This window comes from Ectothiorhodospira shaposhnikovii (genome assembly GCF_047222355.1).
Lineage (GTDB): Bacteria > Pseudomonadota > Gammaproteobacteria > Ectothiorhodospirales > Ectothiorhodospiraceae > Ectothiorhodospira.
In genome coordinates, this window is record NZ_CP178333.1 from 2,076,451 (window position 1) to 2,088,916 (window position 12,466).

At 64.2% G+C, this 12,466-nt stretch carries 9 protein-coding genes; 2 read left to right on the forward strand and 7 right to left on the reverse strand.

Annotation, left to right across the window (positions count from 1 at the left end):
• The first annotated feature begins 123 nt into the window (after positions 1-123).
• Complete coding sequence (locus ACLF6L_RS09500) at positions 124-1,347, forward strand: phospholipase D-like domain-containing protein (protein WP_412851549.1); 1,224 nt, start codon at positions 124-126, stop codon at positions 1,345-1,347.
• Between the two features lie 6 nt (positions 1,348-1,353).
• Here ACLF6L_RS09500 and ACLF6L_RS09505 read toward each other — a convergent pair whose 3' ends face one another.
• From ACLF6L_RS09505 to aceE, 7 genes are all read right to left on the reverse strand, one after another.
• Positions 1,354-2,109, reverse strand: a complete 756-nt coding sequence (locus ACLF6L_RS09505) for a VacJ family lipoprotein (RefSeq protein WP_238617932.1) — start codon at positions 2,107-2,109, stop codon at positions 1,354-1,356.
• A 95-nt stretch (positions 2,110-2,204) separates the two neighbouring features.
• The gene (locus tag ACLF6L_RS09510) at positions 2,205-3,419 is read right to left on the reverse strand and encodes an argininosuccinate synthase (RefSeq protein WP_238617933.1); all 1,215 of its coding nucleotides are present in this window, start codon (positions 3,417-3,419) and stop codon (positions 2,205-2,207) included.
• A gap of 92 nt (positions 3,420-3,511) precedes the next feature.
• Positions 3,512-4,186 (reverse strand): PAS domain-containing protein, encoded by a 675-nt coding sequence (locus tag ACLF6L_RS09515; protein WP_412851550.1) that lies wholly within the window; start codon positions 4,184-4,186, stop codon positions 3,512-3,514.
• 107 nt (positions 4,187-4,293) lie between these two features.
• Entirely contained in the window at positions 4,294-5,142 is an 849-nt protein-coding gene (locus ACLF6L_RS09520) for an OmpA family protein (RefSeq protein WP_238617934.1), read from the reverse strand.
• A 55-nt stretch (positions 5,143-5,197) separates the two neighbouring features.
• Positions 5,198-6,955, reverse strand: coding sequence for a dihydrolipoyl dehydrogenase (lpdA, locus tag ACLF6L_RS09525; RefSeq protein ID WP_238617935.1), 1,758 nt, complete (start codon positions 6,953-6,955; stop codon positions 5,198-5,200).
• A gap of 64 nt (positions 6,956-7,019) precedes the next feature.
• The gene (aceF, locus tag ACLF6L_RS09530) at positions 7,020-8,348 is read right to left on the reverse strand and encodes a dihydrolipoyllysine-residue acetyltransferase (protein ID WP_412851551.1); all 1,329 of its coding nucleotides are present in this window, start codon (positions 8,346-8,348) and stop codon (positions 7,020-7,022) included.
• Positions 8,349-8,446: 98 nt separating this feature from the next.
• Positions 8,447-11,110 carry a pyruvate dehydrogenase (acetyl-transferring), homodimeric type gene (gene aceE / locus ACLF6L_RS09535; protein WP_238617937.1) on the reverse strand — a complete coding sequence of 888 codons (2,664 nt, stop codon included), beginning with the start codon at positions 11,108-11,110 and terminating at the stop codon, positions 8,447-8,449.
• Between the two features lie 310 nt (positions 11,111-11,420).
• Here aceE and pyrC point away from each other — a divergent pair, with 310 nt between their 5' ends.
• Positions 11,421-12,464, forward strand: coding sequence for a dihydroorotase (gene pyrC, locus ACLF6L_RS09540; protein ID WP_412851552.1), 1,044 nt, complete (start codon positions 11,421-11,423; stop codon positions 12,462-12,464).
• Positions 12,465-12,466: the final 2 nt, after the last annotated feature.

Genomic DNA, 12,466 nt, shown 5'->3' on the forward strand with positions numbered 1-12,466 from the left:
GATAAAGGGTTTGATCAACGCGTACATGCACGGCCCTTGTATGACGTCCCGATGATTCGATGACGGTCGCGTGAGATTCGTGCAAGGATATCATGTCCCTCCCGGCACACAGCAGAACCCGACATGGACAGGCCGTTCAAGACTCGCCGCTCGCCCCCGGCCCGGGGGCCTCACCGTTATCGGCTCAGGGTCGATGGTGATGATTTCTTTCCCGCCATGGTGGAGGCCATCGAATCGGCGCGGGAGCGGGTGCTGCTGGAGATGTACCTGTGCAGCTCCGGTGCGCTGACCACCCGATTCATCGATGCCCTGTGCCTGGCCGCGACCCATGGTGTGGAGGTTTGCGTGCTGCTGGATGATTTCGGCAGCCTGGCCCTCTCCGGTAGCGATCGGGGGCGTCTGCTGGCCCATGGCGTGCAGCTGGGCATGTATAACCCACTGGGTCTGAAGCGGCTCCATCTGTCCCTGTTCCGGGATCACCGCAAGCTGCTGGCGGTGGACGGCAAGGTGGCCTTCGTGGGCGGTGCCGGGCTGACCGATGACTTTGATCCGCGCTTTGCCGGCGACCAGGCATGGCACGAGGTCATGCTGGAGATACGGGGGCCCTGCGTGACGGACTGGGAACAACTCTTTGCCAGAACCTGGTCCCGATGGCATGCCCATCCCCTGACATTGCCTGCCGCACCGACCGGTGACCACGGCCCGGCGGATGGCCGGATGGTGGGCAACAGTCTCCTGGGGGGGCGCTCGGTGATGCGCTCGGTGATTGCCGCCGTCAAGAAATCACGGCGGCGGGTATGGATCACCACGGCCTATTTCGTGCCCACCCTACGTCTGCGCCGCGTGCTGGCCCGGGCCGCCCGCCATGGAGTGGATGTGCGGTTGCTGGTACCGGGACCGAAGACGGATCAGCCGGCGGTCCGGCATGCGGGGCGGCGCTTCTACGGGCGGCTGCTGCGGGCGGGGGTCAGGATCTTCGAATATCAGCCCCGCTGCCTGCATGCCAAGTACGTGATCTGTGACGACTGGAGCAGCGTGGGCTCCAGCAACCTGGATCACTGGACCCTGCGCTGGAACCTGGAGGCCAACCAGGTGGTGACCGCTCCGTACACCGTGGCGGAACTGGCCGGGCTGTTTGCCGGCGACCTGGCTCAGGCCCGGGAATGGACCTTGCAGGAGTGGCAGGCACGAGGTCGCTGGCACCGGCTGATGGAGCGGTTTTTCGGTGCCCTGGACGAATGGCTGGTGCAACTCAGTTACATGCGGGACGTACGGGAGGCGGACAAGGCACTGCGCCGGGGCATCCATGCACTGCCGACCTCGGATCATGCCTCCAGGGCAAGATGACCAGCCTCAGAAGTCGTCGTCCCAGTCTTCCAGTTCCCGCAGCAGGTCGTACTGGTCTTCGCCGGGGGCACCATCACGCACCAGATACTCCCGCCGTTGCAGGAAGGCATTGCGCAAGGCCATGTAACGGTCGGTGGCAAGTTCTTCCAGGGCCCGCTCGGTGGGCAGGAAACCTGCCCGGATGTCAATGATGTCCACCACCAGCAGGGTATTGCGGATAGCGGTTTCATCGTAGTAGTACAGCGGATGCGTCACCCCGTCCACCACCCGTGCCGGGGCATCCCGCAGGGTGCTCGGCCCCAGGAAGGGCAGCACCAGGTAAGGGCCTGAAGACACCCCCCAGCGCCCCAGGGTCTGTCCGAAGTCCTCGTTGCTCTTTTCCAGCCCCATGGGGCTGGCCACGTCGAACAGCCCGAACACCCCGAAACTGGTGTTCATGATGATGCGCGTCAGATCCGAGGCGGCATCATGGAACTTGAACTGCAGGGCGTTGTTGGTCATGTTGACCACATCCCGCAGGTTGGAGAAGAAGTTGGTGACGCCGGTCTGCACCGGCTGCGGCGCATAGCGCTCATAGCCCTCGGCCACGGGCTTGATCACGGCGGAATCCACCGCGTCATTGAACTGGAACATGGCCCGGTTATAGCCCTCCCAGGGGTCCCGGGGATCACGGGATTCCGGGGGGACCGTGGCACAGGCCGGCAGAAGCAGGACGATCAGCAGCAACAACCAGATCGGATGACGGGGCTTGGAGAGCTTCACGAGCAATACCTGTGGCAACGGTGAACACGTGGGGGGTATTCTTCCCCTCACCCCAACCCCTCTCCCCCGAGGAGAGAGGGGTACTGCTCAAACCCCTACCGTCCGCGCTGGGCGGCGATGCGCATGCGCAAGGCGTTGAGCTTGATGAAGCCTTCCGCATCCTTTTGATTATAGGCGCCGGCATCGTCCTCGAAGGTGGCGATGTGGGCGTCGAACAGGCTGTCGGACTCGGACTTGCGACCGGCGACGATGACATTGCCCTTGTAGAGCTTGATCCGCACCACGCCGTTCACATGCACCTGGGAGGCGTCGATCAGGGACTGCATCATCCGTCGCTCCGGACTCCACCAGTAGCCGTTGTAGATCAGGCTGGCGTACCGGGGCATCAGCTCGTCCTTCAGGTGAGCGGCTTCCCGGTCCATGGTGATGGACTCGATGGCGCGGTGGGCCTTGAGCAGGATGGTGCCACCGGGGGTTTCATAGCACCCGCGGGACTTCATGCCCACGTAGCGGTTTTCCACCAGGTCCAGGCGACCGATGCCGTGGGCGCCGCCGATCCGGTTGAGGGTGGCCAGCAAGGTGGCGGGACTCATGGGTTCCCCGTTGAGGGCCACCGGGTCACCCTTCTCGTAGGTGATCTCCACGTATTCCGGCTTGTCCGGGGCGGCCTCGGGGGAGACGCTCCAACGCCACATGTCTTCCTCGGCCTCGAACCAGGGGTCTTCCAAGGGACCGCCCTCGTAGGAGATGTGCAGCAGGTTGGCATCCATGGAGTACGGGGACTTCTTGCCCCGCTTCATCTCCACCGGGATACCGTGCTGCTCCGCATAGGCCAGCAGCTTTTCCCGGGAGTTCAGGTCCCATTCCCGCCAGGGGGCGATGACGCGGATGCCGGGCTTGAGGGCATAGGCGCCCAGTTCGAAACGCACCTGGTCATTGCCCTTGCCGGTGGCACCGTGGGAGACGGCGTCGGCGCCGGTCTCGTTGGCGATTTCCACCAGGCGTTTGGCGATCAGGGGGCGGGCGATGGAGGTGCCCAGCAGGTATTCACCCTCGTAGAGGGCATTGGCACGGAACATGGGGAAGACGAAATCGCGCACGAATTCCTCGCGCAGGTCGTCGATGTAGATCTCCTTCACGCCCATGGCCTGGGCCTTGGCTCGGGCCGGTTCCAGTTCCTCGCCCTGACCGATGTCGGCGGTAAAGGTCACCACCTCGCAGCCATAGGTATCCTCAAGCCACTTGAGGATGACCGACGTATCCAGCCCGCCCGAATAGGCGAGGACGACCTTTTTCACATCATTGGCCATGTAAGGCAACCCCTGGGAAAGACGTAAGTGGTACAGGGGCGCAAGTATAGCGAAACTGGAGCCGGGTAAGGAATGGACGCCGCCACCGAGGGTCAGATCCGACGCTTGAGCTCCTGTTCCAGCTCCGCCATGAGATTGCTGATGTTACCGGCAAACAGCCCGGTCTGATCCGCCAGACGGTTCACCTCCTTGGCCACCACCGCAAAACCGCGCCCGTGCTCCCCCGCCCGCGCGGCCTCGATACTGGCATTGAGGCTGAGCATGCGCAGGGCCTTGAGCACGATCAGGATCTGGTTGGACTCGGTGATGATGGAATTGCTCAAGCGGCTCACGGCGGCAATCTGTTCATGCCGCGCGGATTCCACATCCTTGCGCCGGCGAATGTCGGTCACCACCCCTTCCAGGTACTGCAACCTGCCCTCCTGATCGAGCACCGGACCGCCGTTTTCATTGAGCCAGCGGACACTGCCGTCACGGTGGCGAATACGATAATCCACATCCCAGTTACCGCCGGAGGCCACGGCCTGGCTGATGGCCTCGTCGACGGCGGCCGAATCTTCCGGGTGAATCAGCGAGGCGTAGGACACCGCCCTGTTCTGCCGCAACTCATCCTGACCATATCCGGTGAGTTCCCGGCAGCGGCCGGAAATCACCAGCATGGTGTACTGGTCATCGTTGCGGCAACGATAGAGAAATCCGTTCATGCGACTGGCGATGCTGTTGAGGGCATCCAGTTCGGTGCTTTCATCGGCCTTGTGGGTGGGCATGTTCGGGGCTCCGCAGTGATGATCGTAGTGTATTCCCTGCTCCCTGTGGAGACGATGGATTTCAGTCCGGCGTCATCTCGGCACTGAATCCGGCGAGCCTCGCTCCCTTACCGGGTCAGCCAGATATCCACCCGGCGATTGAGGGCCCAGGCCGCTTCCGTGGATGCCGTGTCCAGGGGCCATGACTCGCCGAAGGCGCGCGTCTCGATCCGGTGGGCGGCAATTCCCTGGCCGCGCAGATAGGCCTGAACCGCGCGTGCCCGGCGCAGGGACAGGGCGTCGTTGTAGGCCTCGGTGCCGCGCTCGTCCGCATGCCCTCCAAGGACCACCCGGGCGTCGGGGTTATCCCTGAGCACCGCCAGGGCCCGCCGCAGTTCCCCATGTTGATCGGGGCGGATGCGGGACTCGTCAAAATCGAAGTGGATGCGCCAGTCGTCCAGGATCTCGAAATCCAGGCGCCTGAGTTCACCCTGACAGGCACGAAAATCCGCCAGGACTTCCCGAAAACGCAGGGGTGAGAGAGTCACCCGGATGTCCCGGGCGCCCCGACCCGGGTCCGGGTGCCGGATCAGGACTTCATGGCCGGTTTCCAGGCCGTAGTAAAGGGCCAGGGCCTCCTCCCGGCCCAGCCGAAGCAAGGTATCCCCGGCCATGGCGGGCACCGCTCCCAGATCCTGGGGAATCAGGTCGTGGCGCCAGTCGGGTGCTTGCAGGGACAGGCGGCCCACGTCGGGCGCATTCAGCGGGATGCGCGGGTCCAGGTAAAACCGCAGGGCGCGGCCCGGGCTGGCGTGGAAACGGGCGATGCCGTAGCGAGGAACGGGCTGCGCCAACTCACACAGGTCCGGCTCCTGGGTCACGATCCACTGGGCCTGCTCCATGCGGGGACCGTAGTCGGCGGCCTGGAGGGCGGCGGGCAGCAGGCAGAACAGCAGGATGGCGTAACGGGCGTTCATGCCTGGAGTTATCGGCAGGTGGTGGGGGAAGTTGAGGACCTCCCCCCCTGCCCCATCAACGCCGACGCGGCGGCAGGATGTCGGTGATCGAGCCGTGGGCCACCTCCGCCGCAAAGCAGAGGGTTTCCGACAGGGTGGGATGGGGATGCACCGTCAGCCCCAGATCCTCCACGTCCGCCCCCATCTCCAGTGCCAGCAGGGCCTCGGCAATCAGTTCCCCCGCGTTGGGGCCGACGATCCCGGCACCGATCACCCGCTGCTGGTCATCCAGCAGCAGTTTGGTCATGCCGGCCTCACCCCCCACGCTGAGGGCACGACCACTGGCCGCCCAGGGGAAGACCGCCTTGGTGTACTCGATCCCCTCCGCCTTGGCCTTCGTCTCGGTCAGCCCCATCCAGGCCACTTCCGGATGGGTATAGGCCACGCTGGGGATGGCTCGGGCATCGAAGTGGGATTTTTTCCCGGCCGCCGCCTCGGCGGCCACCTTGGCTTCATGGGTAGCCTTGTGTGCCAGCATGGGGCCACCCACCACATCGCCGACGGCGAAGATGTGTTCGACGTTGGTCCGCATCTGCCGGTCCACCTTGATGAAGCCGTGTTCGTCCACCTGAATGCCCGCCGCCTCGGCGTCGATCCGACCGCCGTTGGGCAGACGCCCCACCGCCACCAGCACCCGGTCGAAGGTGTCCTGTTCCGGGGCCTTGCCGCCCTCGAACCAGACCCGGATACCCTCGTCCACGGCCTGGGCGCGCGCCACCCGGGTACCGGTGAAGATATTCTCGTAACGGTCCTTGAGCCGCTTTTCCAGCGGCTTGACCAGGTCCCGGTCGGCGCCGGGCATCAGATCCTTGGACAGCTCGCAGACCGTCACCTTCGACCCCAGGGCATCGTAGACGCAGGCCATCTCCAGCCCGATGATGCCGCCCCCCACCACCAGCAGACGATCGGGGATGTCCTGAAGCGTCAGGGCGCCGGTGGAATCCATCACCCGCGGATCCTCCCAGGGAAATCCGGGCAGATGCACGGGCCGGGAGCCCACGGCGATGATGGCCTGTTCAAAACGAATCCGCTGTTCGCCGCCATCCACGGCCACGGTCAGGGTATGGGGCGAGGTGAAACGTCCCACGCCCTGCACCACCCTGACCTTGCGCTGTCCGGCCAGATGCCGCAGACCGCCGGTGAGCTTGCCCACCACGCCGTCCTTGTAGGCCGCCAGCGCGGGCAGATCGATCCGAGGCGTACCGAAATGGATGCCGTGGCGGGCAAAGTCCTTCGCCTCGTCGATCACCTGGGCCGCGTGGAGCAGGGCCTTGGAGGGGATGCAGCCCACGTTGAGACACACGCCGCCGATCTGTGGATACCGCTCCACCATGACCACGTCCAGGCCCAGATCAGCGGCACGAAAAGCGGCGGTATACCCCCCGGGGCCGGAGCCCAGCACCAGCAGGCCGCAGTGGATGTCCGCGTCATCGGTCGGCTCGGAGACCGGCCGGGGACGGCTGGGCGGCGTTTCGGGGCGCGGCGCGGCAGCGGCCGGCGCCGTGGTGTCTTCCCGTGGGGGGGATTCGGCGGTATCGGTTTCCAGTTCCAGGATGGCCGTGCCCTGGGAGACCTTGTCGCCCTTTTTCACCAGCAGTGTGCCAATGGTCCCCGCCGTCGGGGCGGGAATGTCGATGGAGGCCTTGTCGGACTCCAGGGTGATGAGTGGGTCTTCGGGTTTGACGGTATCGCCCGGGGCGACGAGGATGTCGATGATTTCCACATCCTTGAAATCGCCGATATCGGGGACCTGGATGGTGCGTGTCTGAGCCATGAATTCAACACTCCTTCTTTGCCGTTTCAAACTGCCCATGAATACCCGTGGGAGCGGGCCGCTGCTACAGCAGCATGCGCCGCATGTCCGACAGCAGACCGCTCAGACAGTGGGTGAAACGGGCGCCCAGGGCACCGTCGATGACCCGGTGATCATAGGACAGGGCCAGCGGCAGGATCAGCCGCGGCACAAAGGCCTTGCCGTCCCATACCGGCTGCATCCTGGCCCGGGAGACGGCGAGAATCGCCACCTCCGGCGCATTGACGATGGGCGTGAACTGGGTACCGCCGATCCCCCCCAGACTGGTGATGGTGATGCAGCCGCCCTGCATGTCGTCGGGCTTGAGCCGCCGCTTGCGGGCTTTCTCGGAGACCTCGGCCACCTCCCTGGCCAGTTCCACCAGGCTCTTGCGATCCACATCCCGGATCACCGGGACCACCAGACCATCCGGGGTGTCCACGGCGATGCCCAGGTGAAAGTACTGTTTCAGGATCAGGTTTTCCCCGGCGGCATCCAGCGAGGCATTGACCCTGGGATGCTCCTTCAGGGCCGAGACCAGGGCCTTCATCAGGAACACCAGAAAGGTGATCTTCACGTCCTTGTCCTTGTACTCCGCCACCAGGGACTTGCGGAAGGCATCCAGTTCGGTGATGTCCGCCTCGTCGAACTGGGTAACATGGGGGATGTTCACCCAGTTGCGGTGCAGATTCTCGCCGGTGAGACGGTTGATGCGGGTCAGGGCCTGGGTTTTGACCGGGCCGAACCGGGAGAAATCGATCTCCGGGGGGCGTGCCAGTCCGGGCAGGGCCGGCGGCGCGGCCAGGGTGCGCTTGACGAAGGCCTGCACATCCTCCTTGAGAATACGCCCCTTGCGGCCCTTGCCTTCCACCTTGCCCAGATCCACCCCCAGTTCGCGGGCGAACCGGCGCACCCCCGGAGAGGCCAGGGCCTTGCGAAAGGCCGCCTCGTCCACCATCCCCGCCGTGGGGGAAGGTCTCGGACCGGGCGTGGATGCCGGGGCTTCGTCCCGGACGGCCTCCCGGGATCTCTCCGGCTCGGGCGCCGGGGCCTGAGCCGTTTCCGGCCGGGGGGGGGCTGCCTGTTGCGGCGACGGTTCCGGGGTCTTGTCAGGCGTTGGCGTCTTACCCCCCGCTTCCGGTTCCAGATCCAGAATGGCCGCCCCCTGGGAGACCCGATCCCCCACCTTGACCTTCAGACCCTTCACGGTCCCGGCCTGGGGGGCCGGGATGTCGATGGACGCCTTGTCCGATTCCAGGGTGATCAGCGGATCCTCCAGCTTGACCGTATCCCCCTCTCCCACCAGCACCTCGATGATTTCCACGTCCTTGAAGTCACCGATGTCGGGGACCTTGATTTCAACCACGTTGCCCATGGCGCAACTCCTTTGAGAAATTGGATTCACCGGCGGCGGCAGGCAACGGGACGGCCGCGCCGGCCGGTGATGCATGTCAATGGATGCGACCCGGCGCCTCAGGCGCGCAGGGGATTGGGTTTGTCCACGTCGATTTCATATTTGGCGATGGCCTCGCTGACCCGCTCCACCGGGATACGGCCTTCATCCGCCAGGGCCTTGAGGGCGGCCAGGGCGACGTAGTAGCGATCCACTTCGAAATGGTGGCGCAGCCGGGAACGCAGGTCACTGCGGCCGAAGCCGTCGGTGCCCAGCACCGTGTAACGTCCCGGGACCCAGGCCCGGATCTGATCGGCAAAGGCCCTGACATAATCGGTGGAGGCCACCACCGGCCCCTGACGACCCGTCAGGCATTGACTGACCCAGCTCCGGCGGGGTTCGGCCTCGGGATGCAGCAGGTTCCAGCGCTCCGTGTCACGGCCGTCCCGAGCCAGCTCGTTGAAGCTGGTGGCACTCCAGATATCCGCTTCCACGCCGAAGTCGTTGAGGAGCAGTTCGGCGGCGGCAATCACCTCCTGCAGGATGGTGCCCGAACCCAGGAGCTGGACCCTCGGCTCACCCGATCCTCCTTCCCGGAGCAGGTACAGCCCCTTGCGGATCCCCTCCTGTGCCCCTTCCGGCATGGCCGGCTGAGGGTAGTTCTCGTTCATCACGGTGATGTAATAGAAAACACTTTCCTGGTTGACATACATGCGGCGCAGGCCGTCATGGAGGATCACCGCCAGCTCATAGGCAAAGGTGGGGTCGTAACTGATGCAGTTGGGCACGTTGGCCGCCATCAGATGGCTATGGCCGTCCTGATGCTGCAGCCCCTCGCCCGAGAGGGTGGTGCGACCGGCGGTCCCCCCCATGAGGAAACCCCGGGCCTGCATATCGCCCGCGGCCCAGATGAGGTCTCCCACCCGCTGGAAGCCGAACATGGAATAGAAGATGTAGAAGGGGATCATGCTCACCCCATGGACACTGTAGGCGGTGGCCGCCGCCGTCCAGGAGGACACGGCGCCGGCCTCGTTGATGCCCTCTTCCAGGATCTGCCCCTTCTTGTCTTCCCTGTAGAACATCACCTGGTCCTTGTCCTGGGGCGTATAGAGCTGCCCCACGGAGGAGTAGATCCCCAACTGCCGGAACAGCCCTTCCATGCCGAAGGTGCGGGCCTCGTCCGGCACGATGGGGACGATGTGATGGCCGATCTTCTTGTCCCGGATCAGCTGGGTGAGCATGCGCACCAGCGCCATGGTGGTGGACAGCTCGCGCTCTCCGGAGGACTCCATGGCGGCGTCGAACAGGGAGAGATCCGGGATCTCCAGGGGCGCCACCGAGGACTTGCGCACCGGCAGAAAGCCGCCCAGGGCCTTGCGCCGTTCATGCATGTAGCGCATTTCCGGGGCATCCTCCGGTGGCTTGATGTACTCCATCCGTTCCACCTGTTCATCGGTGAGGGGGATGCTGAAGCGGCTGCGGAAAGTCTTGAGTTCGTCCATGCCCAGCTTCTTCTGCTGATGGGCGCGCATCTGCCCCTCGCCGGCGGACCCCATGCCGTAGCCTTTCACGGTCTGGGCCAGGATCACGGTGGGCTGGCCGACGTGGTTGACCGCCGCGTGGTAGGCGGCGAAGACCTTGAAGGGATCATGCCCACCCCGGTTCAGACGCCAGACGTCGTCATCGGACATGTTGGCCACCATGGCCTTGAGTTCGGGATATTTGCCGAAGAAATGCTCCCGCACATAGGCACCGTCCTTGGCCTTGTAGTTCTGATAATCCCCGTCCACGGCCTCCATCATGCGCTGCTTGAGCAGGCCCTTGGTGTCCTTGGCCAGCAACGGATCCCAGTAGCTGCCCCAGAGGACCTTGATGACATTCCATCCGGCGCCCCGGAACACGGCCTCCAGTTCCTGCACGATCTTGCCGTTGCCCCGCACCGGCCCGTCCAGACGCTGCAGGTTGCAGTTGACCACGAAGATCAGGTTGTCCAGCCTTTCCCGGGCCGCCAGGGAGATGGCGCCCAGGGTTTCGGGTTCGTCGGTCTCGCCGTCGCCGATGAAGCACCAGACCTTGCGATCCCGACTGCTGGCCAGTTCGCGGTCGTTCATGTACTTCATGAAGCGGGCCTGCATGATGGCGGCGATGGGGCCAAGCCCCATGCTGACGGTGGGAAACTGCCAGTAATCGGGCATCAGCCAGGGGTGGGGATAGGACGACAGTCCGCCGCCGCCCACTTCCTGACGGAAGCGGTCCAGCTGGGCTTCGGTCAGGCGCCCTTCCAGGTAGGAACGGGCATAGATGCCGGGGGCGGAATGACCCTGGACGAACAGCAGATCACCGCCATGCTCATGGGAAGGGGCGCGCCAGAAGTGATTGAAGCCCACGTCATAGAGGGTGGCGGCGGAAGCGAAACTGGCGATATGCCCACCCAGCTCGGTGCTGATACGATTGGCCTTGACCACCATCATCAGGGCATTCCAGCGGATGTAGGAACGGATCCGATGCTCCAGCTCCGCGTCACCGGGAAATTCCGGTTCCAGATGGGGCGGAATGGTATTCACGTAGGCGGTATTGGCGGAATACGGCAGGAAGGCGCCGGAGCGCCTGGCCTGGTCCACCAGACGTTCCAGCAGGTAATGGGCCCGTTCCGGGCCATCGGCCTGGATCACCGCTTCCAGGGCATCGAGCCATTCATGGGTTTCCTGAGTATCCAGATCCTGGAGTTGCTGCTGCGCGGTCATCACTTTTTCTCCATCCAGTCCCCCTGCGTGACGGGCGCGCGCGGGCGCACCCCATGGGGGTGTGGTTCAGACAAAACGGGGTGCTTGCTGATATCATTCGGACCGGACTTTTATTATTTTTATGTCCATATCAAATCTCGACCTGAAACGCGGCAATTCGGTTCACATCGAGCGGTAAATTCATCGTCGGACCGTGCCGTTCGTTCAATCATGTTCTAGCTTTTATGCCGGCAGGTCAAGGAATCGGAACACCGCTTTTCATGCTTCACTGCAACACATTTCTGCAATAAAAACAGGAAACAGCGACACAATGACGACAATCCAGGAACTGCGTATCAGACGCCCCGATGACTGGCATTTGCATGTGCGGGACGGGAGCGCCCTTGATAGTGCAGTGCCGCATACGGCCAGATGTTTCGGCCGCGCCATCATCATGCCCAATCTCAAGCCGCCGATCGTGAATGTGGAGCAGGCCATCGCCTATCGCCGGCGTATTCTCGATGCCGTGCCGGCGGGGATGTCATTCGAACCATTGATGACAATTTACCTCACCGACAAGACCTCGCCGGAAGAGATCAAAAAGGCGGTGGACAGCGGGATCATCTTCGGTGTGAAGCTGTATCCGGCCGGTGCCACCACCCATTCCGATGCCGGCGTGACCGATATCCGCCACACCTACCCCACCCTTCAGGCGATGCAGGATCTGGGGCTGCCGCTGATGATCCATGGCGAGGCCACGGACCCGGGCGTGGACGTGTTCGATCGGGAAGCGGTGTTCATCGATCAGGTGCTGGCGCCACTGGTGGAACGCTTCCAGGGCCTGAAGGTGGTCCTTGAACACATCACCACGGCCCAGGCGGTGGCGTTCGTGCGCCAGGCACCGGACCGCGTGGCCGCCACGGTCACCCCCCAGCACATCCTCATGAACCGCAATGCCTTGTTCCAGGGCGGTCTGCGGCCCCATCATTACTGCCTGCCGGTGCTCAAGCGCGAAACCCATCGGGCAGCCATCATGGCGGTTCTGGCGGAGGGACATCCCCGCTTCTTCCTGGGTACCGACAGTGCGCCCCATCCCAAGGGCGCCAAGGAATCCGCCTGCGGCTGCGCCGGCATCTTCAGCGCCCCGGCTGCCATCGAACTCTATGCCGAGGCCTTCGAGCAGGCCGGCGCCCTGGACAAGCTGGAAGGGTTTGCCAGCCTGTTCGGCCCCGCCTTCCATGGCCTGCCGGTGAACGATGACGTCATCACCCTGCGGCGGGAAACCTGGACGGTGCCGGAGGCCTACCCCTTCGCGGACGCCACGGTCGTGCCCATGCGGGCCGGCGGCACGCTGGACTGGAAGCTGGTAGTCTAGCG

Bases quoted from the DNA above. Each gene is read 5' to 3' on its own strand.
- ACLF6L_RS09500 (WP_412851549.1), top strand. From the start codon at position 124: ATGGACAGGCCGTTCAAGACTCGCCGCTCGCCCCCGGCCCGGGGGCCT.
- ACLF6L_RS09510 (WP_238617933.1), bottom strand. From the start codon at position 3,419: ATGGCCAATGATGTGAAAAAGGTCGTCCTCGCCTATTCGGGCGGGCTG.
- ACLF6L_RS09515 (WP_412851550.1), bottom strand. From the start codon at position 4,186: ATGCCCACCCACAAGGCCGATGAAAGCACCGAACTGGATGCCCTCAAC.
- ACLF6L_RS09520 (WP_238617934.1), bottom strand. From the start codon at position 5,142: ATGAACGCCCGTTACGCCATCCTGCTGTTCTGCCTGCTGCCCGCCGCC.
- lpdA (WP_238617935.1), bottom strand. From the start codon at position 6,955: ATGGCTCAGACACGCACCATCCAGGTCCCCGATATCGGCGATTTCAAG.
- aceF (WP_412851551.1), bottom strand. From the start codon at position 8,348: ATGGGCAACGTGGTTGAAATCAAGGTCCCCGACATCGGTGACTTCAAG.
- aceE (WP_238617937.1), bottom strand. From the start codon at position 11,110: ATGACCGCGCAGCAGCAACTCCAGGATCTGGATACTCAGGAAACCCAT.
- pyrC (WP_412851552.1), top strand. From the start codon at position 11,421: ATGACGACAATCCAGGAACTGCGTATCAGACGCCCCGATGACTGGCAT.